The 25,734-nt window shown below is 46.4% G+C and carries 21 protein-coding genes, 1 pseudogene and 1 CRISPR repeat array; of the genes and pseudogenes, 13 read left to right on the plus strand and 9 right to left on the minus strand.

The genetic code is table 11. From position 1 onward, the window contains the following. Positions 1 to 243 precede the first annotated feature (243 nt). Positions 244 to 1,887, plus strand: coding sequence for a glucose-6-phosphate isomerase (gene pgi, locus FIV45_RS12115; protein WP_099472353.1), 1,644 nt, complete (start codon positions 244 to 246; stop codon positions 1,885 to 1,887). A 282-nt stretch (positions 1,888 to 2,169) separates the two neighbouring features. After that, positions 2,170 to 4,383: a CRISPR direct-repeat array (repeat unit 36 nt; unit sequence GCCATAGCTTCCATTCCGACACGGTTATGCTATGAT). 46 nt (positions 4,384 to 4,429) lie between these two features. Here pgi and cas2 read toward each other — a convergent pair. From cas2 to FIV45_RS12145, 6 genes are all read right to left on the minus strand, one after another. Further along, a complete protein-coding gene (cas2, locus tag FIV45_RS12120) occupies positions 4,430 to 4,735 on the minus strand; it encodes a CRISPR-associated endonuclease Cas2 (RefSeq protein WP_204602155.1) in 306 nt (101 codons plus the stop codon). 20 nt (positions 4,736 to 4,755) lie between these two features. Continuing rightward, complete coding sequence (gene cas1 / locus FIV45_RS12125) at positions 4,756 to 5,661, minus strand: type II CRISPR-associated endonuclease Cas1 (RefSeq protein ID WP_165776986.1); 906 nt, start codon at positions 5,659 to 5,661, stop codon at positions 4,756 to 4,758. Beyond that, positions 5,618 to 8,752: a type II CRISPR RNA-guided endonuclease Cas9 gene (gene cas9, locus FIV45_RS12130; RefSeq protein WP_099472350.1), complete on the minus strand. Its 3,135-nt coding sequence runs from the start codon at positions 8,750 to 8,752 to the stop codon at positions 5,618 to 5,620. Before cas9 ends, cas1 begins: the two co-directional genes overlap by 44 nt. 1,634 nt (positions 8,753 to 10,386) lie before the next feature. Beyond that, positions 10,387 to 11,193: a hypothetical protein gene (locus tag FIV45_RS12135; RefSeq protein WP_099472349.1), complete on the minus strand. Its 807-nt coding sequence runs from the start codon at positions 11,191 to 11,193 to the stop codon at positions 10,387 to 10,389. A 306-nt stretch (positions 11,194 to 11,499) separates the two neighbouring features. Next, on the minus strand, positions 11,500 to 11,808 hold the full coding sequence (locus tag FIV45_RS12140; protein WP_133118556.1) for a hypothetical protein: 309 nt from the start codon (positions 11,806 to 11,808) through the stop codon (positions 11,500 to 11,502). A gap of 2 nt (positions 11,809 to 11,810) precedes the next feature. Then, positions 11,811 to 12,032, minus strand: coding sequence for an antirestriction protein ArdA (locus FIV45_RS12145; protein ID WP_099472347.1), 222 nt, complete (start codon positions 12,030 to 12,032; stop codon positions 11,811 to 11,813). A gap of 300 nt (positions 12,033 to 12,332) precedes the next feature. Here FIV45_RS12145 and FIV45_RS12150 point away from each other — a divergent pair, with 300 nt between their 5' ends. Beyond that, positions 12,333 to 13,217: an alpha/beta hydrolase gene (locus FIV45_RS12150; RefSeq protein WP_099472346.1), complete on the plus strand. Its 885-nt coding sequence runs from the start codon at positions 12,333 to 12,335 to the stop codon at positions 13,215 to 13,217. A 219-nt stretch (positions 13,218 to 13,436) separates the two neighbouring features. Here the strand turns inward: FIV45_RS12150 and FIV45_RS12155 are convergent, their stop codons facing one another. Continuing rightward, on the minus strand, positions 13,437 to 13,661 hold the full coding sequence (locus FIV45_RS12155) for a helix-turn-helix domain-containing protein (RefSeq protein ID WP_099472345.1): 225 nt from the start codon (positions 13,659 to 13,661) through the stop codon (positions 13,437 to 13,439). A gap of 399 nt (positions 13,662 to 14,060) precedes the next feature. Between FIV45_RS12155 and FIV45_RS12160 the strand changes: the two genes are divergently transcribed. The 6 genes from FIV45_RS12160 (at position 14,061) to FIV45_RS12185 (ending at position 20,094) form a co-directional block, all read left to right on the plus strand. Then, positions 14,061 to 15,347 (plus strand): hypothetical protein, encoded by a 1,287-nt coding sequence (locus FIV45_RS12160; RefSeq protein ID WP_099472344.1) that lies wholly within the window; start codon positions 14,061 to 14,063, stop codon positions 15,345 to 15,347. Between the two features lie 321 nt (positions 15,348 to 15,668). After that, complete coding sequence (locus FIV45_RS12165; RefSeq protein ID WP_099472343.1) at positions 15,669 to 15,884, plus strand: hypothetical protein; 216 nt, start codon at positions 15,669 to 15,671, stop codon at positions 15,882 to 15,884. 18 nt (positions 15,885 to 15,902) lie between these two features. Continuing rightward, a complete protein-coding gene (locus FIV45_RS12170) occupies positions 15,903 to 17,555 on the plus strand; it encodes a recombinase family protein (RefSeq protein ID WP_099472342.1) in 1,653 nt (550 codons plus the stop codon). A gap of 185 nt (positions 17,556 to 17,740) precedes the next feature. Further along, positions 17,741 to 18,913 carry a site-specific integrase gene (locus tag FIV45_RS12175; RefSeq protein ID WP_139932340.1) on the plus strand — a complete coding sequence of 391 codons (1,173 nt, stop codon included), beginning with the start codon at positions 17,741 to 17,743 and terminating at the stop codon, positions 18,911 to 18,913. A 79-nt stretch (positions 18,914 to 18,992) separates the two neighbouring features. Further along, positions 18,993 to 19,349: an MbcA/ParS/Xre antitoxin family protein gene (locus tag FIV45_RS12180; RefSeq protein ID WP_204602359.1), complete on the plus strand. Its 357-nt coding sequence runs from the start codon at positions 18,993 to 18,995 to the stop codon at positions 19,347 to 19,349. Then, positions 19,336 to 20,094, plus strand: a complete 759-nt coding sequence (locus FIV45_RS12185; RefSeq protein WP_204602361.1) for an RES family NAD+ phosphorylase — start codon at positions 19,336 to 19,338, stop codon at positions 20,092 to 20,094. The genes FIV45_RS12180 and FIV45_RS12185 overlap by 14 nt, the downstream gene beginning before the upstream one ends. 26 nt (positions 20,095 to 20,120) lie before the next feature. Here FIV45_RS12185 and FIV45_RS12190 read toward each other — a convergent pair whose 3' ends face one another. Then, positions 20,121 to 20,360, minus strand: a complete 240-nt coding sequence (locus FIV45_RS12190) for a hypothetical protein (protein WP_139932342.1) — start codon at positions 20,358 to 20,360, stop codon at positions 20,121 to 20,123. 62 nt (positions 20,361 to 20,422) lie between these two features. Next, entirely contained in the window at positions 20,423 to 20,614 is a 192-nt protein-coding gene (locus tag FIV45_RS12195; RefSeq protein WP_099471096.1) for a hypothetical protein, read from the minus strand. A 376-nt stretch (positions 20,615 to 20,990) separates the two neighbouring features. Between FIV45_RS12195 and FIV45_RS12200 the strand changes: the two genes are divergently transcribed. From FIV45_RS12200 to FIV45_RS12220, 5 genes and pseudogenes are all read left to right on the plus strand, one after another. Then, a complete protein-coding gene (locus tag FIV45_RS12200) occupies positions 20,991 to 22,724 on the plus strand; it encodes a sensor histidine kinase (RefSeq protein ID WP_099471095.1) in 1,734 nt (577 codons plus the stop codon). A gap of 99 nt (positions 22,725 to 22,823) precedes the next feature. Then, positions 22,824 to 23,379, plus strand: a pseudogene (locus FIV45_RS12205) (IS6 family transposase). 301 nt (positions 23,380 to 23,680) lie between these two features. Beyond that, a complete protein-coding gene (locus tag FIV45_RS12210; protein WP_099471094.1) occupies positions 23,681 to 23,920 on the plus strand; it encodes a type II toxin-antitoxin system prevent-host-death family antitoxin in 240 nt (79 codons plus the stop codon). Next, entirely contained in the window at positions 23,913 to 24,323 is a 411-nt protein-coding gene (locus FIV45_RS12215; protein ID WP_099471093.1) for a hypothetical protein, read from the plus strand. The genes FIV45_RS12210 and FIV45_RS12215 overlap by 8 nt, the downstream gene beginning before the upstream one ends. A 446-nt stretch (positions 24,324 to 24,769) precedes the next feature. Beyond that, positions 24,770 to 25,699 carry a Kelch repeat-containing protein gene (locus FIV45_RS12220; RefSeq protein WP_099471092.1) on the plus strand — a complete coding sequence of 310 codons (930 nt, stop codon included), beginning with the start codon at positions 24,770 to 24,772 and terminating at the stop codon, positions 25,697 to 25,699. Positions 25,700 to 25,734 lie beyond the last annotated feature (35 nt).

The raw sequence follows: 25,734 nt of genomic DNA on the forward strand, positions 1-25,734 counted from the left end.
ATCACGTCCCTCTTTCTAAGCATGACATCTTCCTCCTTTTAAAATATTTTTCAATATTTACATGATTTATTACAAAATTCTCCCTTGCGTCTTACTTTGTTTAACGTTAAACTTAATGCGATATCTTCCTTACATCACGGATAGATGATCTTTAACCAAATACTTCCTTTCCACTATTCGTCCTCAACTCAGGAAGATGGGAGTGATAGCCCCCCCTCTTCCTCTTTTTCTTGGTACAAGCTTATGAATACACAAACCACATCCTGGCGTTTACTTGACAGATTACGGAGAGACGGCACGGGTTTGCGGCTGAATGACCTGTTCGCCAATGATCCGGCGCGCTTTGAGAAATATGCCCTGCAGGTCGAGAATATCCTGTTTGATTATTCCAAAAATCTGGTGACCGATGACATCATGGCGGGTCTCTTTGACCTGGCCCGCGAGGTCGATGTCGAAGGCTGGCGCGATCGCATGTTTAGCGGCGACCGCATCAATGTGACCGAGGACCGCCCGGTTCTCCATGTCGCCCTGCGCAATATATCCGCCAGGCCCATCCTTGTGGACGGGATTGATGTGATGGAACAGGTCAGTGAGGAACTGGACAAGATGAAACGCCTGACCGATGCCGTGCGCTCGGGAAAGTGGCGCGGCTACTCTGGCAAGCCGATCACCGACGTGGTCAACATAGGCATCGGCGGCTCCAATCTCGGTCCCCAGATGGTCACCGAAGCCCTCCAGAAATACAGCGACAACAGGATACGCGTGCATTATGTGTCCAACGTCGACGGCGTCCAGATCGCCCAGGTCCTGCGCCCCCTGAACCCGGAACAGGTGCTCTTCGTGATTTCCTCCAAGACCTTCACCACCCGCGAGACCCTGACCAACGCCGAAACGGCGCGCAACTGGTTACTGGCTTCGTCTTTTGAAGAAACCGCTCTGGAGAAACATTTCATTGCCGTCACGGCCAACCGCAATAACGCCCTCAAGTTTGGCCTGCCCCAGGAAAATATCCATGATTTATGGGACTGGGTTGGCGGGCGGTTTTCTCTCTGGTCGGCCATCGGCCTGCCCATCGCCCTGAGCCTGGGATTCGAGCATTTCGAAAGCCTTCTCGGCGGCGCCTATGCCATGGACCGCCATTTCGAAATGGCGCCCATGGAACAGAATGCGCCAGTGATACAGGCTCTGATCGGCATCTGGAACAGCACGTTTCTCGGCATGCAAAGCCAGGCGATTCTGCCCTATAACCAGTCCCTGCACATGTTCTCCGCCTATCTGCAGCAGGCGGACATGGAAAGCAACGGCAAGTCGGTGGATTGGGACGGCAATGACGTACCCTATTCCACAGGTTCGATCATCTGGGGCCAGCTCGGCATCAACGGCCAGCACGCCTTCTATCAATATCTCCACCAGGGCAAGAATATCGTCCCGGCCGATTTTATAGGCGCCGTGGAAAGCAGCACCAGCGTCCGTGGCCACCATGAATATCTCATGGCAAATTTTATCGCCCAGACCCAGGCCCTTATGACCGGCATTGACGAGACGCAAGTGCGGGCCGAGCTGCGCGCCAAGGGCAAGTCCGAAGCCTATATCAATAACCTCGTGTCCCACAAGATCCACCAGGGTAACCGCCCGACCAATACGATCCTGATGGAGCGCATTGATCCGCATACTCTTGGAGCGCTGATCGCACTTTATGAACATAAGATTTTCGTTCAGGGCATCATCTGGAAGGTGTGCTCTTTCGATCAATGGGGCGTGGAGCTTGGCAAGGAGTTGGCGCACCGCATCCTGCCGCAGCTCGACCAGAACGGTACGGTTGAGCCTCAGGATAGTTCGACCACGGGCCTGATCGATTTCTATAAAAACGTCAGAAAAAAAAGTTGAGCATCTCTTTCCAGGGGAATGACACGTTAACTTTCTGTTAAACGACAGGATCAGCAAGCCTGAACAGGTCGTTTCAACGACCTTCAGGTTTTGTGCTAGAACCGTGCTAGGTGTAATATCAATGACTTAGCAGAATATAAAGAGAATATATGGGGAATGTATTTTATACTATTTTGAGTTATACGTTATAAAAAAAATAGTTAAGACTGGTTGCGGGGACTGGAAATAAACGGAAGTTGACACGGCGAATAACACTACGGCACAAGAAATAATAGGCGTGCTGCCATAGCTTCCATTCCGACACGGTTATGCTATGATTCAAGGGTGGTGACCGGTAGGGCCTCTGTGGCCATAGCTTCCATTCCGACACGGTTATGCTATGATCTGGCCGTTGAAGCAGAACAGCGTGAAGCCGCCATAGCTTCCATTCCGACACGGTTATGCTATGATGGATATGCAATTCTCCGCTTGGAATATCGGGCCATAGCTTCCATTCCGACACGGTTATGCTATGATGATTTTTCATTCCCTTTAAAGCCTTTTTGGGCCATAGCTTCCATTCCGACACGGTTATGCTATGATTGTTCAAGAGTTAAGTTTTGCTCTAACGAAGCCATAGCTTCCATTCCGACACGGTTATGCTATGATTTTAACTCTCTGGATTGGAAAGTCGTTTATGCCATAGCTTCCATTCCGACACGGTTATGCTATGATTTAATGTTTTCAATGGCAGGGTGTCCCACGGCCATAGCTTCCATTCCGACACGGTTATGCTATGATGTCGATGTGCTTCAGGACAGAATTAAAGACGCCATAGCTTCCATTCCGACACGGTTATGCTATGATGGCCAATATGCGGATCTGATGCCGAAAGAAGCCATAGCTTCCATTCCGACACGGTTATGCTATGATTGATCATATGCGATTGTTTGAATATGTTCAGCCATAGCTTCCATTCCGACACGGTTATGCTATGATTTTTTTCTTGACAGTATGCCTTATACATTAGCCATAGCTTCCATTCCGACACGGTTATGCTATGATGGTATTACGTCGCGGCTATATCTGGGCCGTGCCATAGCTTCCATTCCGACACGGTTATGCTATGATCGCGTAATCGATAAGGCTTATCGCAAGAGCGCCATAGCTTCCATTCCGACACGGTTATGCTATGATAAAGGAAATATTCGCCGTGCTGGGCTATTAGCCATAGCTTCCATTCCGACACGGTTATGCTATGATATACAGCAGGGCACAAGTTATAACCGTGGGGCCATAGCTTCCATTCCGACACGGTTATGCTATGATTCCGACCCCTTGAAACCGCAACCGTAAACAGCCATAGCTTCCATTCCGACACGGTTATGCTATGATGATTGCCCGCCCATTTTGACCATCTCGTAGGCCATAGCTTCCATTCCGACACGGTTATGCTATGATTCGGGGTCGTCGCATAACAATCACCATAATGCCATAGCTTCCATTCCGACACGGTTATGCTATGATTCACGCGGGCGGCGGGGTAATGGACGGCGAGCCATAGCTTCCATTCCGACACGGTTATGCTATGATTGAAAAACTTTGAATATATCTACTATCAAGGCCATAGCTTCCATTCCGACACGGTTATGCTATGATTAAGTGCATATTGTCATGAAGCGTGCGGCCGCCATAGCTTCCATTCCGACACGGTTATGCTATGATGCGGTTTTGATCCGCAGTGCGCGCCGCCGAGCCATAGCTTCCATTCCGACACGGTTATGCTATGATTGTGTTGTTCTTTACAACACACCCTTCACTGCCATAGCTTCCATTCCGACACGGTTATGCTATGATGAAGAAAAGCATGTTTCACATGATCGGCGTGCCATAGCTTCCATTCCGACACGGTTATGCTATGATAGCAATTTATTATATGAGGGGATAAGTAACGCCATAGCTTCCATTCCGACACGGTTATGCTATGATTATTGACATAATCATTATCATGATATTCTTGCCATAGCTTCCATTCCGACACGGTTATGCTATGATAAAAATAATACATCATTTGATATGTAAAGCGCCATAGCTTCCATTCCGACACGGTTATGCTATGATTTCGCTTTCATACATTTCATAACCAAAACAGCCATAGCTTCCATTCCGACACGGTTATGCTATGATTACACCGGTAAACGAATGTTGCGCCGTCGAGCCATAGCTTCCATTCCGACACGGTTATGCTATGATTGTCTGTAGCATCTGTGACCTTATCCACAAGCCATAGCTTCCATTCCGACACGGTTATGCTATGATCACGAAACGGGAACCCATTTAAACCTCGACGCCATAGCTTCCATTCCGACACGGTTATGCTATGATAGCCCCACCAGAGAGGTAAACGGTGGACGTGCCATAGCTTCCATTCCGACACGGTTATGCTATGATTGTTATACCGTCCGGGGATGTCATAACTCTGCCATAGCTTCCATTCCGACACGGTTATGCTATGATAGGTTGGTTACAAGATACTGAAAATAAAGAACAAAGACCGGACATCTTAAAATAAAACAAGTTGTTCGGTCTTTGTTTTTTCATTATTTTTATGCGTTCCAACAAGAATTTTCATCCTCTCATACTGCTTATCTGTTATTTTTAACACTCTTACACTCCCGTCTGAGGGTAAAATGCCGTCTAAGCGCCGCAAATGTTTTTCAACCCGATCCTGACCGTTGCAAATACGTGCATAGACTGAGTATTGTATCATCATATAACCATCTTTTAGAAGATAATTTCTAAAGCGCGAGGCTGTTTTACGTTCTGGTTTCGTAGAAGTGGGTAAATCATAAAAAACAAATAGCCACATGAATCTATCCTTTGCCGCACTCATCCTAATTTACCAATTTTGAACTCAGTGAGAGGCAATAATGCGGGGCTGTTATTCTCCATTGCGCAAACTAACCCAGCCGCCATTTTATCACACGTGTTTGCCAGACTATGGGTTTCACCTTCTAAATCACATAACCATGCCCCTGCACCGGCTAGATGCTGACGGCATTCAATAGGCAAACTCTCCCCTTCCCTGAACAAACCTTCAGCTTGCATCTCAAAAACATAGTGATCAACAAAAGGCCGTAAAACCTCCATCAGGTCATCTGTCAGATTGAAAGAATTCAATTCATTGGCATGATGCAAGCCAAAGGTCGGCATTAGACCATAAGCAACCTGTGATCGTGCCACATAGGCCCGTATGATTGCATAACCATAATTCAAAGCAGCATTAACAAGGTCGTTATTGCCTCTTTTAAAACTTTTGCCCATTAATCTTGTCCAATAATAACGGGCGGCTTGAGCCTCAAGATTATCAGGATCACCCGACTTTACTTGATTTGCCAGCGTTATAAGGCGCTTGACCTCACCACCTGCCCCTTGTAGGCAGACAGCTTGATTGATAATTTTTGCCTGTATCACCCTTTGCCACAATCTTTTTTTAAGCGCTTTTGTGCAGGACTGTTGAATATACGCAACACGGCTTTGACGACTATGCGCATGAAAGGGCAGCATCACACCATTTGGCATATGGCTTTTATCGCAAGTTATGATCGCTACCCCTTGGTCTTGCGCATATGATAACAAACTGGCATTCAGACTGATTTGCGGTGATTCAAGCACTAGGGCAATGATATCTTCCAATGGCAAACTGTGCTTACCACCTTCGTTCTCAAGTTGTAATTGGCCTTTGACCAGCCTAAGTTTTGCAGGGTTCTGGATGAGAATTGTGCGCCACGCCAAGCCTTGTCTCCTTACGAACTTTATATTTGTTACCAAAATAATCGACTGTATATTTTTCGAAGGATTGCAACGTTTTTACGCCTGTACGATCTTTCCCATCTCCCTTCTTACCAAAAGATGGATCTCTGTTATGTGCAGTAATGCCAATAGCACCAGTACTGATATCCGTTCCCCCGTAATAGCCAAAATATTCATCTTTCTTGCTTTTGATAAAAAGGAGGTCATTTTTACAGAGAGAGAAAATAAAATCTTTATCCTCCATTTCTTCCCATTCCCCCTCTGGTTTATATGCAATTATTGCTCTATTTGGCAGTGTACCACCAACAAAATGATGTACATAAATGGGAACAAGAAAAAATTTACCATTTTTTCTGAAAACATCCACCCTCACCATATCGCCGTTGCTCGCCAAGCCCCCATTAATGAGAACGCCGGATTTCTCGATGGTTTCAATACGTACGGCATTAATGAGCGGCCCCTGTTTCCCAGGGTCATTTGTTGGCATAAATATTGGTGTTGCAAAAGCCTTTTTAGGGTCGCCTTTATGCGCATCCAGACGTTTTTTCAAAACAGTATAAAGCCTAATGTTGCGCTCCTTATGCACCATTCTTTCCAACATGTCGGGCTTTAAATCTGCCACTTTAATTCGCTGTATAATCTTGCCATCATCCTTACGAATACTGCGGATGGTATCTTGATGTGCCGGGCCGGTAACTTTGCGCACCGGCATTCGGGATACAAAAATATGTTCTACTGCGTCTTTAGTGTCTTGTATGAAGCTTTCCCAAGGTTTAGGCGGTAAGGCTCGTTTATGCGGGTTTTTACGCCGGGCCTCATATTTATTCCAACGGGTTAAATTTTGCACCATGCTTTGGGTTGAACAGGCAAGAACAATGGCATCAATCGCATGGTGGGTATCATTACGGCGGTTTTTATCGGGAAAACCCCATGCACTACGCAAATGTGAGGTCAAAGCGCCATTACGTGCTTGCACACGGTTTCCTATCCCTAGGCCCAAAGATTGCTCCACATGGTTTTTAAGCAGCTTTGCGATATAACGAGTATCATTTAAGGCGCGATCTTTCCATTTATTGGCCTTTTCTTCATCAAAATTCTCAATTAATAGATTATCGGCTTTCGGCTTGGGCAAGCCCTTTGCAAAAGCCGAGAGAGTCTTCAAATTTCTGCCTTGTTTTTGAAAATATTCAACGGGCGTATTATTAGCTTTCATCTGGTTTTCATCAGTGCAACACAGAATTTTATTCATGTAGCTATCGTTCCAAGACCTACTGTAGGGTATGATATGGTCGATCTGCGTTGCCACAGGATCTCTCATCATTTGATGATTGATATATACCCCTGAATAGGGACAGAAACCCTTTTGCTCTTTCCACAGCCGATACTTGATAATGTCACCGCCCCGCACATTATCGGGATCAATATCCAGAATTTCAGCGGCATGTTTTTTTGCCGCTTCACGGTAAGATTGGTTTGTTTTTTGATCTCTTTCCTTATCTTTTCTTTCTTTAAATGAACGTCCAACGTCCCGTGCCATTTCGATTATGATTGTCTCTGGCATACCGTATTGGGCAATAACGGCATTCATCACTTTGCGTGTCTGCGCCAACGCCCTGTTTACCACAGGATTGCGCACATCTTTAAATGACGGGATTTTAGTGAGACCTTTATTTTCTTTTTGGCTATGATTATAGCCCGCTTCCCTGCAAGCTTTGTCATAGGTTAAGCCCTTTTGCATAAAGGGTAAAATCGCCCGCACGACTTTCAGGGACAAATCTATGGTTCTGCTGAAATTCGTGATTGTAAGCAAAGAGCTAATTTGGTCTTCTTGCAATTCAAGAGGCGCGAGCAAATCTCTAATTTCCTGCTCACTTTCATAAAAAGACAAAATATGAGAAATCTCATCAAGGCTATTGCGCCTTGGCCCTGTCCATTGTTGCCAGTCATCATCGCTACCCGTCGCCATTTTACTTTTAAGCGTTTGATAGCCGGTTAAAATTAACCAAACTGACTTTTCCGCTCTATCCCGCACTTTCTCCCATGTGTCATCACGATCATTAATTTTACGGTAACTCATATTAAAGCGCATATCGTCGCTTAAATTCAGTATTTTACGGGCTTGTTTAAAACTTACGCCGCTCTTATTTTTATGGGCCAAGTCAGTGAGTTTGTTTTTTTCATCCTGACTTAAAACTCTTTCATTGCTTTTAGTGTCTCGTATCTTTGCATTATTCAACTTTGACCAAAGAATGAACAGTTCTGCGCTATAAGAAAATTTAGGGGCCCGTTTTTCTGAAGGCTCTAAAGTGCAATAACCGACCATTCCAATCGACGATTGTAGATCACGTTGACAAAAGGCAATGCCACTGCCCTCTAACGTATATTTTTTATCCGCTTCGCCATTTCCTGCAAAAGCATGTTCTAGCTCCCTTGAGGCTTTAATATTTCCATATCGTCTTTGGGCGGCAAATATCTTCCGAACTTCCTGGCGTAATAAATCGCGGGTCACAAAATTATCATATGAGCCATGCCCGTTCCGCTTTTTATCAAGCGTAGCCAAATAAGCCCCAACCGTTTCAGCCCCGCTTTGCACCATTGCTTCTTGTAATTGCACAGCTCCACTTAAGGCCTTTTTACCTTCAGTGTCATTGGCTATCGCTCCCTTGCGGTTAGATTGATAGCCCCGTCTTTTGGCAATGTGGAATAAAACACGAGAAAATTCAGCATCCGTTAGAATGCGCTCTAATGATTCTTTACGTAAATCCCAAGGGGATTTTTTGATCAACTTTTCATTATTATGACGTTTGTCCTGCACATCTATGGCATCAATATTATCAATGCCATACTCAATAAGCATTCGACGAACAGCGCGTTTTCTTTGTGAACGCCTGCCGAATACCCTACGCATCCCCCGCTTGGTACGGCGCGGTTCAGCCAATGATGCACCGGTTTTTGGATTTTCTGCTGCTTCAAAAATATGTACCCCAGAACAAAGTATGTTTTGCGCATTTAAGTTGACACCTGCAAACCCCACAGATGCAATCCCAATATCAACCCCAAGATTATATGACATTTTTTAACCTCCCAAAAAAGAACTTGACATATTAAGTGCATATTTTATGATGTTTTGCAACTTATAGCATAACCGTGTCGGAATCGTTGTTATGGTAAGGTATTGAAAGATACCGCAAAGTTTCTGCCCCTAGCTGGTTTACCTTCTAGGGGCATCTTTGATTCTTATACAAATATTCTTGATTAGACTAAGTGATCCAGTTCCGTTTATGTGAACGAAGTTACAATTATATTTTGGATGTAGGTTTCAGCTATTCAGAATTCATCTTGGGTCAAAACCAGCAATATAGACGTTACCTTCAAATTAATTCAAATATCAATTTTTTGCGCGTACACTCCGCACATAGGGGACTGGCCTCTGAGCGGGAGTTGAGGCGCCTCTATATATTGGATTCTGTCAGCGTAAATGTGCATAGAAAATCTTGAATTATCACCAATTCTAGGCTTGCAATCTGAGCAATTTTCCACCTAAACATATCACTTTTTTCAATCCTCTAACTCATTGAAACATATGGTATAAAAAATATACGACACCTGTTTTATTATGAACATTCAAAGATTTATCAAAACCATAGTGCTCTGGTGTGAAAAATTGAGTGTCGGTAAAAAGGATGTGCAGGCAATAACTTAAGCGCCCCGTGCCTAAGTTCCTTTTATCTTGCCCTAAGCCAACAGCACTAAATCTCTCCATTTTTTCTCGTTCAATTTTGCTGGAAGCGGCCCCGGAAAATCACCCCCTGCGCCAAACTGAAAATTCTGGCAAGATGACCATTAGAAAGAGGTTCTGGATGATCAGGAATTGCTCGACAAGACAACCCAGAAAATGGTGCCAGAATAGAGATTGGGAGGAGTGAGTTTGAGCGCAAGATAAAAGGTGTAGCACCAATGGCCCCTAACTCCCCGTCTGCACATCTATTTACTGGCACCAATTCTTTAGCCCTAACACCAAGGAACCCGTCTAAGCCTTATCCCCCATGGTCTGGGATCAGTGCCAGTTGGATCAAAGTTCCTTTTCATGCCACATATTCAGCGCGCCGGTGCAGCTCATCCAGCCCTGCATCAGATTTTGACCCGCCCCGGACCAAGCCCCTGACACACGCCAGCTATGGGGGAAGCGCGTGTATCAGGGACCAAGGAATAATCCTAACACAATAGAAATCCGCATCATCAAACAGGAAAACCCATCCCACAAAGCGAGCCACTTTATGCCACCTTTGAATGACGGAAAGGTGATTACAAAAGCCGGAATTTTCGATGACAAAAAACACCGCCCAGGCTATTGAAAATATTGACTTTTCCAGAACATGGTGCTCAACCTGTCATCAAAAAAACAGGGCCTGTAATCGCGTTGTAGATCAATTTTACAAAGCCTGTTCAATGACTTAAAGATCTTATGGCACCAAAGGTGTCAGCACGGGAGGTGCATAGTGTGTATGTATGATTACACTTTTTATTGAAGGCTCTATATCTTGAATTTTCTCGGTTCCTCTAGAAGTGATAAAACGCCTTCCCATACATCAAACTGGCGGCGTGATTGTGCGAGTTTTTCCTATCCGAATCCGGCCAAAAATCCGATACTTAAGGATATTCATATTGGGCTACTAAATATTTCCATTATGTAGTTCGCTTGCCATATCATTTCCCCTTATTTTCTTTAAGACGCCTAACTTTTACGTCAATCATACTTGAATATAGCTCGCACACCCTCTCCTGCTCCATGGAACAGTATAAATCCTTGGCCTTCATATAGTTTATAATGGCATTTTCAGCAGAACGCGTTACAAGAAACTCCGCTGCAGTATAGTAAATGAGGCCAGCCTTATAAGAATCGGCCTTTTTCCAAAACATACTGGCTGCTTTATCAAAGTCAGAATTTGCTGCTCCGTAATTTTGCATAGCTATCTCTAAAACACCTTTCTCTTTCAGTACGTATGCGCAGATGTGCGGCTTATCTGCGCACGTCAACCCTTTCTTAGCATTTTTCAAAGCTTCTTGAGAGGAGAGAATTTTGCCTTGAGCAGCATAGACACCGGTCAAAATAGCCCACCCCATATGAGTAGCATCAGGGTTCGATGATCTATGCTTATAACTCAAGGCCTCAATTGCCTTGGATTCAGCGACATCATATTGTTCTAAATAATAGGCAGACTGCGAAATTAATACCAAATATGCCTCTATTGAGCCGTAGTCTTCAATTTGCTTTAAATCACGAAAGAGCTTTTCTAACTTTTCATGCTTAGATTCCTTTGATAGCCCACGTGAGTTTTGAGTTAATTCCAGAAAGTCTGCACGTACCGCTTTACATGCTTCAACAAACTTTGCCTGTTCTGAAAATAGGCAATTTAAATTCTCCTTAGCAAAAGCACTGTTTCCACTGAAGAAGATACTCAGCACTATAAGCAACGGGCCCAGTCTAGTTTTGTTATTTTTTATACTTCTCATCACCCTAACTCCGTGACTTTGTCTATCTCTTTAGCAAACTCAATGTGGTATAGCGTCTTTCCACTGAAGCGGATATGGGTCGAGAGATAAAAAGATGCGTGGATGACCGCCTGTCTTGTTCTCATGGTTTTCCCCGTTTTGGTTCGTATTTAGCTCCTAGCGTTATACTGGTGATCATAAATGACAGGACCCCGTTGTAAAGGTAATAACCATCCCCGCCCCAGAGACGGGACAAAACTCTAGACAATCTAGTGCGGTGCTGCAAAGGAACAGTTTACCAATCTGCCCCTCCAGCAGATTTGATCATCAGAACAGGCTCAACTGCCGGGCCTGATCAAGACTGTCTTGCCATTCCCGGGTCTGCGCCGCGCATTCGAGCCATTGTGTGACATAGTCGGCGGCGCTGTCGTAGTCTTTCAGGTAACAGTCCGGCATGAAGACCGAGCGATACCCAGTCTCACTGATCGGCAGAGCGGCCCGCGCCGGACGAAGACAGCGGATCTCCAGATGGGCCATCGCAACGCCGTTACGGGCCGCCTGATGATAGGGATCGGGATCATAGCGCAGCTCAATTTGATACTCGCGCCATTGCAGGATTTCTGTTGTCGTGGTCATGATCAGCACCCCCACACGACGAAGCGGCGGCCCATGATGGCCACTTCTTCGATATCACCGCCGAGCAGCATGTCGCGGGCAAAGGCTTCCGTGTCGAAGTAAGGTTGGAGATTTTCCGGCAGGCCATCCAGCAGCCCGCGATCCTCGACAAACTCCAGAACATAACTTTCGGCGTCGCCTTCGAAGAGAGACAGCTCGTCCAGCCTGTCCAGGATATCCCCCATAGCGGCATTCAGGTCGCGGGCGAGGTAAATCGCCTTGATCAGATCATCCCCGTCGCGGCGTTAGAAGGCGTCAAACCACAGCGTCAGAGTTGCCTGATTGACCTCCTCGATGGGATCGCCGAAGTCGTCTTGCAAGACAGACATCCGGGCGCATTAGCCATCATAATCTGAAAAGGTCAGTTCAAAAGCTACACTTCTAAACTGAAAATAATTCCTGTAATTGAGATAATATTTTCCTATAATGACGAAGTTCTTATAATTAACTCAATAATAGGCCGAATATGACTATTGGAGAATAACATGAAAAGCATATTTTTAGTCTCAACCTTATTCTTAATAAGTCTCATAACAAGTTCTTCTTCAATAGCAAATATTGGATATATTTCACCAAATTTTTACATGAAAGAAGTTTCATATGGTTATAACCTTAAGCAAAAACTTGATATTTATGTTCCTAATTTTTCTAATATGGAACAATCCGTTAAATTAAGGCCTGTTATAATCTATGTACGTGGTGGCTCATGGAAATTTGGTGATAAAGACTCGGCAAAGAAGCACGGTAAATTTTACGCCGATAAAAATAATGTGTTTATTACTATAAATTATCGTTTATCCAGCAATGCTCAACATCCCGCACAGGTAGAGGATATTGCAACCGCCATAAAGTGGGTTCATAAAAATATTACCAAATACAAAGGAGATCCGGAAAATATTACACTTATTGGTTATTCCTCTGGCGCACACCTCATTTCTCTTATTGCAACAGATGAGAAATACCTCGCGGCACACGACCTGAATTTTAGTATATTAAAGTTAGTGATTCCAGTGGACACAATAGCATATGATCTACCCTATGCGGCTGCGTCAAGTCCAAAATCGGTCACAGAATTGATTTACAATAATTTTGGGGAAAGTAAAAAACAACTCGAACAAGCTTCCCCGCTTTTTCATGCCAACCAGACTACCGCTCCACCTCCCCCATTTATCGTATACGCATCAAACAGACGGCCAGGAGCAGCAAAGGAAGCACGTCTTTTTGTTTACGCCCTAGAAAAAGCTGGCAGTAGATCAAAATATATAATCCTTAATCATATAAGCAATAAAAATATGAACACGCTAATCTCTGGCTCCAACAACCCAATTGCTGTTGATATCTTGATGAAATTAAGCCAAACCACTCGCTGATACTATGTAATGCATCAATTTAACGCTACTGGATTTGTCCCGATTTAATGGAGAGGTTTTAAAATCTTGAGGAATAAGGCTCGCCAAACGAACCACAAGATGAATGCAACACTTAAATTTGCGCACGCTAGCTGCATGGCGTGTATATGATTACACTTTCTTTAAATCACTTCAAAATTTTGCTTTTCCCTGCCCCTGAATGAGAATATTCAGATAAGGTTATTTCTTCAGCCGAACCCCTACTCCACCACCATTCTCGGCAATAAATTCTACGCCTGAAGTTTCAAGATAACTCTGTAATTTTTGAATAGTTGACCCTTTGGCATCAGAACCGTTTTCAAATCGATTGATTGTATTAGCAGTCAAGCCTGTTTTAGTTGCTAAATCCCGTACACTTAATCGAAGTGCTGTTCTTCCTAACCTTACCTGCATTCCTGTAATCATTTTTTTTCGACCAAATGGCTGTACTTGTTAATTGACATTAACCTCATAAAGTGTACAATGTACAATCTAAGTATACATTTGAACACTTTTTCAAGTATTGACTATCTAGCCAATACATACTGCAGATCGCAGAGAGTTTCCTGCATTTACGATAATCGGACCATGAAGGTGCTACAACACCGACATGGCCCTGACCACACCAACCTTAACGGAGGCTGACATGGCTACCCAATGTCTTAGCACAGATGATCTGTGCTTGTTAACCAACAACTTACCCGACCGTGTAAAATTTTCGGATATTTCCCCCCATCGTCCTGCAGAGTTCTGGATTCCCTCCTTCGAGAGAATGACGACGGGCTGTGGCGCGGACAGGACGATTGAGCGTGAAGGGAAAATCTCATGAAATTCTCATACACCCACCTGCCGGAACAGATCCAGAATGATCTCACCCATATCGCCGCCTGTCTGATCCGGCGCACCATCCCCAGCCCAGCGACCCGTGATCGTTATACCCCGAGCCGCGTCCGCCATATCATTCTGCACGGCTGCTTCACCGAGGATCACTGGACCCCGGATAGCATCCTGCACCCCGGCGAGAGTGCCTATAGCTATAACCTGATGGTCATCGTCTCGGCCCATCTGGGGGATATCCTCGCCGCTCTGGAAAATGCCGTGGCAGAACTGAACCAGTCCGGCAAGATCAGCTTTCCCGTGCAACTGCGTTTTGCCGACACCAAGGGCCGGATTGATCAGAAGCTGCGCAATGGGTATCTCGCCTATGACCGGATACAGGAACGCGGCATTGTCCTCTATAGCCGGGGCAAGATCACCCGCGACCTGTTCCTGCTGCCGCCCCGCCCGGAGGCGGCAGCGCATCTGGAGCAAGCCCGTAAATATTATGATCACGCCTTTCCCCTCGCCCAATTGCTGCTGTCCGGCGCACGGGCCTTTGCCACTCTCGACCGCAGCGCCGCCGCCCTGATGCTCAATCTCGCCGCCGCAGAGGGCTATGCGGCCCTGATGGCGGTTCATATCCTCGCCTACCCGCCGGGACATCCCCTGCAGGACCTGCGGGCGCTGGCCGAAAGCCTGCACCCGGAACTCGCCATGATCTGGACCGGACGGCGGGGCGAGTTGATCTTCGATCATCTGGCCAGCGCCTTCCGCGAGGTGCGCTTCAGCGCCGACTATCAAGTGATCCCCCCGGATCTGGAGGCCATGTTCGGCCATGTGGAGGACTTGCACACCCTCGTCAGGCATATCTGCCAGCATAAATTCACCGCCCTGAAGGCCGGACGGCTGGCCAAGCCCGACAAGGACGGGCTGGAGGTGGTGAGAGACGCCCTGCGCCCCAGCGACGATGCGATCTATGGCATCGCGGAAGAGGAAGCGCCCCTTCACATCTCCCCGCCTAAGGTCTTTTCTCCTCAGACAGAAGAGACCCCGGCGGACACCAACTTCACCGCCGCCCTGCGCGGTCTGGAGAACAGCTGTTCGGAGCTCAAAACCATCGGCGATATTCTGATCTCCCTGACCGATATTACCGCAGGCCGCGCCAGCAGCTGCGAGTTCGCCCTGATGGGTCAGTTCCTGCAGGAACGCACCCGGAAGGTCGAGGATATCCATGAGCAGATGACGAGCAGCCTCGACCCCGCCCTAGCCGCGCAAGCTGCCCCGGCGGCGTAAGGGCGATTGAGGGGCTTAAGCAAAAAGACTCGGGAGGGGACAGGCCAAAAATTCACCAATTATGGCCCCCCTCCCGCGTCTTTTCCCGCCAGAGTGCTGTCTCCCTTCGGAAAAAGACCGTTTTTGTGAAAAAAAATGCCCGCGAAAGAAGAATGGACCATGATGCAGCCCGATGCACCCCGTACGCTGAAAGACGCCCACGATGCAGTGCGCCCGTTTGCGGCACCTCTAACGCCTTGTTATCTATGCACTCTCCCCCTTGACAAGCGGGGGATTTGCGGGTTTCCTTGTCGCCTCCCTTTCCCAAACACGCGAGGCCCCATGAACCGTAAACCCCCCGTTCCGCCCCAATCCGCCAATGATAACGCCGTGCAAAAAACCGCCGCCCCCGCCCTGCGGCACATCGCCCAGCTGTTGGGACGGCTGGCCGCCAGAGACTCTCTTCAGCGGCATCTGCGCAAGTCCGCCGCCAATGATAACCAAGCAACCTCAACGGAGGGGACGGAGGTAAAGCAAACACGGCCCCCGCGCCCCTGACCTCATAGGAGAAAACCCATGCCCCACAGCCCCCGCGTCGCCCTTTATGCCCGCTACAGTTCAGATCATCAGAGAGAAGCCTCTATCGAAGACCAGTTGCGGCTCTGCCGGGAGCGCTGCGCCAAGGAAGGCTGGACGGTGACGGCCGTCTATAAGGATAGCGCCGTCTCCGGCGCGTCTCTGCTGCGGCCCGGCATTCAGGCGCTGATCGAGGCGGCGCGGCGGGGACAGTTTGACATGATTGTCGCCGAGGCCATGGATCGCCTGTCCCGGGATCAGGAGGACATCGCCGGCCTCTATAAACGCATGGAGTTCGCCGGGGTGAGGATCACCACCCTCAGCGAAGGCGAGATCAATAATCTCCATGTGGGCCTGAAAGGTACCATGAACGCCCTGTTTCTCAAAGACCTCGCCGACAAGACCCGCCGGGGCCTGCGCGGGCGGGTCGAGGCGGGCAAGTCCGGCGGCGGCAACAGTTACGGCTATGACGTCCTCAAGAAGCTGGGAGAGGACGGAGACCCCTTACGGGGCGAGAGGGTGATCAATCAACGGGAAGCGGACGTCATTAGCCGTATCTTCCGGGACTATGCCGACGGCGCGTCGCCGCGCGCCATAGCTTACCAGCTTAATGAAGATCAAATCAGCGGGCCACGAGGCCGGGACTGGGGACAAAGCACCATCAATGGCAATCGCCAGCGGGGCACCGGTATTCTGAACAACGAGCTATATATCGGTCGCATGGTGTGGAACCGGCTGCGCTATATCAAGGACCCGGAGACGGGCAAACGCATTTCCCGGCCCAACCCGGAAGAGGACTGGATCATAAAAGACGTCCCCCATCACCGTCTTGTTGATCAAGGCCTCTGGGACGCGGTCAAGGCGCGGCAGGGGACTCTCGACCAGCGCCGCCCGATGCAGGACAACAACGCACTGGGCGGCTACAGGCGGGCCAAATATCTGCTGTCCGGGCTGCTTAAATGCGGCAAGTGCGGCGGCGGTTTCAGCATGTATAGCCGGACCCATGTGGCCTGCAGCACAAGGCGCAACAAGGGCACCTGTGACAACGCGCTCACCATGGATCGCCAATCACTGGAAGCCACGGTGATGGAAGGCCTCAAAAGCCGCTTGATGGAACCGGCCTACTTCAGGGAATTTTGCGCGGAATATACCAGAGACATCAACCGCAGCCGCAAGGCGCAGGTCGCCTCCCTTGCAGCCCAAAGGCGGGAATATGACAAAATCGATAAGGAGGTGGACAAGCTGGTCGATGCCCTGTGTCAGGGGATCCCCGCCGCCAAGGTCAAGGACCGCATGATCACGCTGGAACAGCGCAAAGGGGATCTGGAGATCATTCTGAGCCAAGCCGCAGTTCCGGCCCCTCTGCTCCACCCCAACATGGCTGACGCTTACGCGGAGAAGCTGGAGCGCCTCACCGACAGCCTGAATGACCCGGAGATCCTCACACAGGCGTCAGAGACCCTGCGCAGCCTGATAGAGGCCGTGATCCTCCTTCCCGTGGGGGACAGGCTGGAAATAGAACTGGTGGGGGATCTGGCGGGGATCTTGCATTTTGTTGACCCAACGAAAAACACCGCCACAGATAAATCCGGGCGGCGTCAATTTCCGTTGGTTGCGGGGATAGGATTTGAACCTATGACCTTCAGGTTATGAGTTTGGATAATGGCCCTGCGACCTGAATATTCTTGTAGCTCCCTAAAGCCATTTACATATCTAACTGATTGTTTTAACTCAATTTACTTGACATAGTTCGGCGACCTGCTATTCTGTGCACATCCCTGAATACTGTTCGTTTGGTACCTATGTGGTACCTTTAAACTTATGAAGATTGCACTGTCATGCCAAAACTAACCAAGCGGGCTATAGATGCCTTGAGTTCTAAAGATACTGAATATGTCATCTGGGATTCAGAGCTTAGAGGCTTTGGCATTCGGGTATGGCCGTCAGGTAAAAAAACTTATGCTCTTAAGTGCCGCCTGAAGGGAAAACAGAAGAAATACACCATTGGTACACATGGCACCCTTACCGTCGATCAGGCGCGCACCAAGACCATTGGTATATTATCTCAAGTCAAACATGGCATAGATCCTTCTGAAGAATTGCGCGCTCATAAGAAGGCTCTGACCATTGCTGATCTGGGAAAGAAGTTTTTAGAAGAATATGTCCCTACGCACTGCAAAGCTTCCACCGCATATGAATATAAAAGATCCGTAGAGCATTTTATCAATGGTGCCCTGGGTAAATATAAGATCATGGATGTTGCCAGGCCTGATGTGGCGGCCATGCATCATAATCTCCATCATATACCCTATCAAGCTAATCGGACACTTGGGGTATTATCCAAGATGATGAATTTGGCCGAAATATGGGGATTGCGGCAGGATGGCAGCAACCCTTGCCGACATGTGAAGAAATATCCCGAGAAAGGGCGGGAACGGTTTTTATCCAAGGAAGAATTTATTCGCCTTGCGGAGGTATTGGATGAAGTTGAAGCCAGTGGCGAAGAAACCCATTCCTGTATCAATGCTTATCGACTACTGATGTACACTGGCTGCCGCCTTGGGGAAATCCAGAAACTTGAGTGGGCCCATGCGGACTTTGAAGCTAACGAACTTCATCTACCTGACAGTAAAACGGGCGCCAAGACGGTTTATCTTGGCGATGCCGCCGTTGAAGTTCTTAAGAACATTGAGCGGCAGGAAGGTAATCCCTATGTCATTAGGGGCAAGTTGGAGGGATCATATCTTACTGACCTACAGCATCCCTGGCGTCGGATTAGGGCCAAAGCAGGATTGGCTAACGTGAGAATTCATGACCTACGCCATTCTTTTGCCAGCAATGCCATTGCCCTTGGTATGAGCCTGCCCATGGTAGGGAAGCTTCTTGGGCATACGCAGATACAGACGACCGCGAGATACGCTCATCTGGCCTCTGAGCCGGTGAAAGAAGCCGCCAACTTGGTGGCCAAGAGTATTGCTCAGTCTACTTCTGCACCTTCCGCCCCTAATTAAATTACTTTTTTGATGCATTTACCCGCCATTTATGCTATATGATGATTATGCATCATTTAATACCAAGGAGGATATTCATTTGACGGCTCTAACTATTGAAGAAACCAACGATGAACTTGTTCTGGCAAAGGCTGTTTTAAAAACAGCCAAAGCATTGGGTTTAACGCAGGAAGAACTCGGTCAAATATTAGGTCGGGACCGTACGTCTATTGCACGCGGTCTAAACCCTTCCAGTAAGGCGGGAGAACTGGCCCTCTATCTTATTCGCTGTTACCGCTCTTTATTTGTTGTCGTCGGCGGAGAAGCGGAGAATATCAAACATTGGTTTACCACCATGAACCACCATACAAATGGTGTCCCCAAAGAACAGGTGAAGAATATTCAAGGTCTTGTCCATATTCTTGAATATCTGGATGCCATTCGTGGAAAAATTTAATCTTCCCTCAATAGACCTGATTAAAACGGCAATTGTTTCCAAAATTAGGGGTATCGCTTGGCGTGTTGTGGAAAGTCAGGAAGAAATTGCCACACTGGAACTTGTTGATACGCTGGAAGAACAAGCAATTTTAGAAGGGCTTCTTGAGAAATCCAAGCCTCCTCTCCCTGAGAACTGTCGTGATCTGGACTATTTATTAGCAACCCCCTTTCGTTATCCCCCCTTAAAATGGGGTTCCCGATTTGGGCGCAAACATGAGCCTAGTCTTTTTTATGGCTCAGAAAATATTCCAACGGCCCTCGCAGAAACAGCCTATTACCGGGTTTTATTCTGGACAGGGATGGCGGAACCTCCCCCGTCTGGCACACTTAAAACACAACATACGATTTATTCTACAAAATATGACTGTTCGGCTGGATTATATTTAAACAAGCCTCCTTTTGAAGAATATCAGGACTTGCTCCAGCATCCTCAGGATTATAGTGGATCACAGAAACTTGGCACGATCATGAGAGAATTGGGTGTAGACGGCTTTCAATTCATCTCCGCACGCTGCCCTAACAAGGGTTTGAATATTGCACTTTTTACCCCTTATGCACTCGCCGCAAAACGACCAGATGAAAAGCAGAACTGGATATGTGAAACTTCTGAACAGCATATTATGTTTAGCGGACAAGGGGTTTTATTTAAATTTAACGTCGAAGGTTTCCAAATTGACGGGAAAGCCCCCCTACCCGCCAGCTAACAGACTGCACAGGGCGATCTTCTGAATTACCCAACGGCTTCACTGGTCAGAATATGAAAGATCCTTAACTGTACCCGTTCATGATCTTCATCGAATTCTTCCCGGTTACCCTCTTCAAAATTGGTTCTCAGATCAGCCATATAGTCATCAATAGCAGCTTGTGCCTCCGTGATGGTTGTAAAAGTTTCCAGTTCGTCACCCTCATGCCAGCAATTGATCCAGCCTTCACATAGAGTATCTGTTCTGATGTCATATCTATTTGTCATGATAGGTCCTTTCAGGGAAAGGCCACAGATAATATTTGACTTTACCTGCGGCCCTGTGGAGATTATTTGTCCTCATCGCTTTTAGGCGTCCTGAGGGTGATTTTTCCGGTAACCGGCACGGCATAAAGAACAATATTGATGCCTTTGTTGTCGCTATGAGTCCAGGCGGCCCCGACGGCGTTCCAGATGGATTTTTCATCATTGGCTTCTGTAACGTTATAGGCAATGTAATCAGGTTTTGATGTGTCACTCATGGTTTTCTCCTATGTTTGAGTTGGTGCAATATTTTCAAGAATGCATAGGAGAGGAAATTCAAGGTCTATTTTGGCACGCGAGGAGGTCGCTTGCGGCGGGGAAAAAAGGCCTTGAAATTGATCAGGCATCCTTACTTTGGCACCCGTAACGAAGACAGGGAGAAAACCGGAGGAATCTCACCAAAGGCCATTTGACTTTAACGATTGAGAATGATGATAAATATGACTGAGCGAAACCTTGCACCCAATGTTGTTTAATCTTATATTTGACAAAAAAATACGTCTAAAAAATTTACATAACAGAGCCTGTAGCAAGTTGTATTTTTTAAGAGGGTAATATTACAGCTTATTTGCCAAATACTTAAAGGGAAAACCCATGAATCCATCTAATATTTCTGCGCATAATTCTAGCCGTACCTCACCCCATGAAGATGCCATTCTCGCTGAGCAAACTTCACAGTTATATGATACATATAAAACAGCTGCCATTGCGTCGCTTATTAATGCCCCAATTCTTGTTTTTATCATGTGGCCCATTATCGGCCATGACATATTATTCATATGGCTTGCTGCTATAATTCTGCTTACCCTTGCGCGTAGTATTTTAGCCTATAAATATAGTGTAATGGCCCCTCCCGTTGAGAAGGCTCGCCTCTGGTACCGCCGCTTCTTTGTGGGAAGTATACTTGCTTCACTATTATGGGGGGCATCCTCAATTGTAATGATCTCGACAGATAATGTTGCACATCAGGTGTTTCTTGCATTTGTCTTAGGCGGCATGGCCGCCGGTGCCGTGACTAACTTAACACATATGAAAGCCCTTTTTTACTCATATATTGGCCTGACTTTAATACCCTTAATAATTCAGTTCTTTTATCACGACGGAGAATTGGGCTTTGAAATGGGCACTATGTTAATACTCTATTTCACCATGTTGGTCGTTGCCGGCAAGCGAGTACATAACAATATTATACAAAATATCCGTCTTAATATTGAGGGTCTTGAAAGAGAACAATCATTACAACAAAGTGAGCATCGATATAGAACCCTGTTGGAGACGGCAACAGATGGCTTTTTCCTGCATGATTTACAAGGTAACTTTCTGGACGTGAACCAAGAAACTTGCCGTCGATTGGGCTATACCCATGATCAAATGCTTAAAATGTCCATAAGTGAGATTGTCGTAGGAGGCACTGCTGAAAGCCTAAAGGATACATATCTTAAGCTTAAAGAAAATAGAACCATACAAATTGAACGCAACTTCCGTCGTAAGGACGGCACAACTTTTCCAGCGGAAGTAAGTCTTGGTCTCATTCAATTAGGTAGTGAAGAATTCTTCTCCGTTCTTTCCCGTGATGTTACGGATCGTAAAAAAATAGAAGCGGGTCTTATTGCCGCAAAAAAAGAAGCCGAAAGCGCCAATGCGGCCAAGTCAGAATTTTTATCTAACATGAGCCATGAATTACGCACCCCCATGAATGCCATACTTGGTTTTGCCCAAATGTTAGACCTAGATGCCCATGATTTCACCGCCACCCAAAAAGGAAATATTACAGAAATTCTAGACGCAGGACAGCATTTGCTTTTTCTTATTAATGAGATTCTTGATCTTGCTAAAATCGAAACTGGCAAACTGAGTGTTTCCATGGAAAACGTCCATCTTGATGATATATTACAACAATCTATTCCCCTGATTGATGTATCAGCAAAAGCACGCCAACTAGAAATACTTGATAATATCACGGGCAAAGGACATGCCGTACGAGCGGACTTCACACGTCTTAAGCAGGTCATGGTAAATATTCTTTCCAATGCGGTTAAATATAATAAAATTAACGGGACAATAACATTAGAAGCTAAATTAACTGACGATCAAAGACTTCGTATATATGTTATAGATACAGGAAAAGGGCTAAGTCCTGATGAGATAACTCAATTATTCACGCCCTTCACCCGTCTTGATAAGACAAATAATGTGGAAGGAACTGGTATCGGTCTTGTCATCACCAAACAATTGGTAGAACTTATGGGCGGGACTATCGGTGTTGAAAGCACACTGGGAGAAGGGTGTCGGTTTTGGGTGGAGTTTGAATTTACACAAAACACTTAAGGTAAGGCCCTGGTGATGGAATTCCCACAAGTAATCAACTCGCGGGCAGTGTCAAAGTAAACTATTGCCATGTCTATGAGCAACCTTTAGCTTTCGTGGATGAGTTATCAATATCGTTATTTCAATAGTTCGCCAGAAATTATCCGTCTGGCTATTTTTATGTACATCAGATATCCGCTATCACTACGACATGTGGAAGACCTTTTGTTCGAACGTGGCATAGATATTTGTCATGACCCGAAGGGCAGCGCGGAGCAGCAAAACTGTCCGTCTGTGGTGGAACCGTTTCGGCCCAGCATTGGCTGCAAAGATAAGAAAGAAACGCACATCTTATCCTAAGCAATACTCAAATTGGCGGTGGCACATTGATGAGGTTTTTGTCAAAATTGGCGGTAAAACGCATTATCTTTGGCGCGCAGTAGATCATGAAGGTGAAGTCCTTGACGCCGTTGTGGCTGAGAATAGTCACCTACCTTTCCGACGACGGGAATATGCCATGCAGGGCTTTAGAAAAGAAGCAACCCTTCAAAAATTCACTTCAATTCACGCCCAACTATACAATCATTTTAACGGAGAACGGCACCTCGTAAACAGACAGACATTTAAGGAATTTCGTTCAGAATCTATGACTGAATGGCGCTCTCTCACGGCATAAATAATTTGTGATTAAATGCCTCTTTGACCAACTTCAGTTTACTTTGACAAAGCCCTGCCCATGGTGGGCAAACTGCTTGGGCACACTCAGATACAGACCACCGCACGGTACACTCATCTGGCTTCTGAGCCTATCAAGGAAGCGGCAAACCTGGTGGCGGCTAGTATTGCCAAGTCGACTGCCAGCCAAACATAAATCACAAACCAATTGAATAAGCTTCGCAGAAATGTTATATTTATTGATAAATACGTATTTATTGTATAAGTTGCATTTTAGATATTAGATTAGAAAGGATTTTAACATGAGAGAATTCAGCGCAGCTGATGTCACCAGAAGTTCCGGCGATTTATTTGCCGCAGCCGCAGCGGAGCCTGTGGCCATTACAAAACACAGCAAAGCCCGATTTGTTGTTATGACTATAGAGAAATATAATAAAATGGCCTCCCAAACGGACCCTCGACGCGTTTATGCTATGGGTGAATTGCCGGATGATCTTGCTGGCGAACTATTAAATAGCTTAGAGGTTGACCTTAATGATTGAAGAGGGCGATATCTGGGATTACCCTTACCTTTGGCGCTGGCAGGATGGTCGCGGGGAAACAGAAGGTCGTAAAACCAGGCCCTGCGCCTTGGCTGTTAAAGTTGCCGTAACTCCGCAACAAACAAGATTATATTTTCTTGCGATCACATCTAAAAAACCTGATAGCAAAACGACAGCATTGCAAATCCCTGATACAGAACGGCATCGGGCACGTCTTTCAACCGATCTGGATTTATGGGTTATTTTGGAAGAATGCAATGTGGATATTCTGGAAGACTCTTTCTATTTTGAACAAAGCGGCAAGATTGGTCAGTTTAGCTCAACATTTTTGAAAAACATAAAATCTGAATTACGGGCTATCATTCAGAAAAAGAAATTCCTAACCGTTAAACGAACTGACTAACATATATCTTGACGAAACGACGGCCTACGGATGTATGGGTTAAAAGCAGTAGAGGCCGCTCAAATTGGGGGGACATTTCTGAAGCCAGCACGTCTGTGCCCCGCCGCGTGAAAGCAGCGACAAGTTGTTGTTATCGCCACAATTCCGGTGATGTCGCTGTAAAAAGGCGTTAGACTTGAATATATTGGCCAATGGCCTGAAATATAGCGGATATATAGCGGATATATAATAACAAGAATGGACTGATAAAACCGATAAAGACTGATCTGGAGCATCTGCCTATAAAGAAGCAAAAGGAACTGTCGCGGGTTAAGGAAATTCTGTTTGAGGAATTTGACAAGGCCATGGCCGGCGGCAGTCTGAAATCAGCAACTATGCTGCTAACTAAGCACACACCTCACAATATTATAACATAATAAATACGCTTGATTGACAAGGATAGATATATGGAATTTTCACGAAGAAATTTTTTAAACTATAGCGGCATAGCTGCTTTGGGCGCCTTAAGTTATTCTGGCAGTAGTTTTGCGTTTGGCGCAAAAAAAAATTGGGTGCAAACATCACCAATGCCAATCCCGATGCAAGAAATCTATCCGGCTGTCTTTGAGCAAGAGATATATGTTGGTGGAGGGTTTGTCGAGAGCGACAGACCTGCCTTTGCAGGCTATTCCCCATCAAAAGAAACCTATATCTACAACCCTGAGAAACGCTTATGGAGACAGGGGCCGACCTTACCCGAAGCTCGCCATCATTTAGGTATGGTCAGTAATAGTTCATATTTGTTTGCAATCGGCGGGTTCTACGGTGTTAAAGGCAATGCATGGCAATTGAGAGATACGGTATTTAAATTAACCAAAGATTCCGAGACATGGTCATCAGGGCCTGTATTGCCATCCTCTCAGGCAGAATCTGTATATGGCATGATTGAAGATAACATTCATGTGGTTGGGGGTAAAAGAATAGAACCACAAAATGGAAAGATACTAGATTCAGACAAACATTATGTTTTAGTTCAGAATGAACATTGGGAAGAAGCTGCTCCCGCCTCAATGGTTAGAAATTCTGCGGCCGGTGCAGTAGTCGGGGACAGATTATATGTTGTGGGGGGTAGAGGTGCTGGCAGCTATCACTTGAATAATAATTTTATAGAAGCTTATGATCCTAAATTAGACAAATGGGAAACTATAAAACCCGCGCCCGTTGCCGTAGCAGGTCACGCAGCAACTGCACGCGGCGGTAAACTCTATATTTTTGGGGGAGAGATATTTGGTCCCGGCGGTAATTGGAAAACAGGGAAAGTATATTCGAGTGTTTGGAGTTATGATCCGCACTCAGATGAGTGGAATGTAAGCGGCGGTGCAAAACTAGTCCACTGAGGCGGTGATATTGTATTGCTGCGGGCGGAGCAAAA

It is taken from the genome of Paremcibacter congregatus (genome assembly GCF_006385135.1).
In the GTDB taxonomy this organism is placed as follows: Bacteria; Pseudomonadota; Alphaproteobacteria; order Sphingomonadales; family Emcibacteraceae; genus Paremcibacter; species Paremcibacter congregatus.

Excerpts from the sequence above, each read along its gene's own strand:
- FIV45_RS12140 (WP_133118556.1), bottom strand. The coding sequence starts at position 11,808 with ATGACCACGACAACAGAAATCCTGCAATGGCGCGAGTATCAAATTGAG.
- FIV45_RS12215 (WP_099471093.1), top strand. The coding sequence starts at position 23,913 with ATGATTGAAGAGGGCGATATCTGGGATTACCCTTACCTTTGGCGCTGG.
- FIV45_RS12155 (WP_099472345.1), bottom strand. The coding sequence starts at position 13,661 with ATGATTACAGGAATGCAGGTAAGGTTAGGAAGAACAGCACTTCGATTA.
- cas9 (WP_099472350.1), bottom strand. The coding sequence starts at position 8,752 with ATGTCATATAATCTTGGGGTTGATATTGGGATTGCATCTGTGGGGTTT.
- pgi (WP_099472353.1), top strand. The coding sequence starts at position 244 with ATGAATACACAAACCACATCCTGGCGTTTACTTGACAGATTACGGAGA.
- FIV45_RS12195 (WP_099471096.1), bottom strand. The coding sequence starts at position 20,614 with ATGAGTGACACATCAAAACCTGATTACATTGCCTATAACGTTACAGAA.
- FIV45_RS12135 (WP_099472349.1), bottom strand. The coding sequence starts at position 11,193 with ATGAGAAGTATAAAAAATAACAAAACTAGACTGGGCCCGTTGCTTATA.
- FIV45_RS12160 (WP_099472344.1), top strand. The coding sequence starts at position 14,061 with ATGAAATTCTCATACACCCACCTGCCGGAACAGATCCAGAATGATCTC.
- FIV45_RS12200 (WP_099471095.1), top strand. The coding sequence starts at position 20,991 with ATGAATCCATCTAATATTTCTGCGCATAATTCTAGCCGTACCTCACCC.
- FIV45_RS12170 (WP_099472342.1), top strand. The coding sequence starts at position 15,903 with ATGCCCCACAGCCCCCGCGTCGCCCTTTATGCCCGCTACAGTTCAGAT.
- FIV45_RS12150 (WP_099472346.1), top strand. The coding sequence starts at position 12,333 with ATGAAAAGCATATTTTTAGTCTCAACCTTATTCTTAATAAGTCTCATA.
- cas2 (WP_204602155.1), bottom strand. The coding sequence starts at position 4,735 with ATGTGGCTATTTGTTTTTTATGATTTACCCACTTCTACGAAACCAGAA.
- FIV45_RS12175 (WP_139932340.1), top strand. The coding sequence starts at position 17,741 with ATGCCAAAACTAACCAAGCGGGCTATAGATGCCTTGAGTTCTAAAGAT.
- FIV45_RS12210 (WP_099471094.1), top strand. The coding sequence starts at position 23,681 with ATGAGAGAATTCAGCGCAGCTGATGTCACCAGAAGTTCCGGCGATTTA.
- FIV45_RS12165 (WP_099472343.1), top strand. The coding sequence starts at position 15,669 with ATGAACCGTAAACCCCCCGTTCCGCCCCAATCCGCCAATGATAACGCC.
- FIV45_RS12190 (WP_139932342.1), bottom strand. The coding sequence starts at position 20,360 with ATGACAAATAGATATGACATCAGAACAGATACTCTATGTGAAGGCTGG.
- FIV45_RS12220 (WP_099471092.1), top strand. The coding sequence starts at position 24,770 with ATGGAATTTTCACGAAGAAATTTTTTAAACTATAGCGGCATAGCTGCT.
- FIV45_RS12145 (WP_099472347.1), bottom strand. The coding sequence starts at position 12,032 with ATGGGGGATATCCTGGACAGGCTGGACGAGCTGTCTCTCTTCGAAGGC.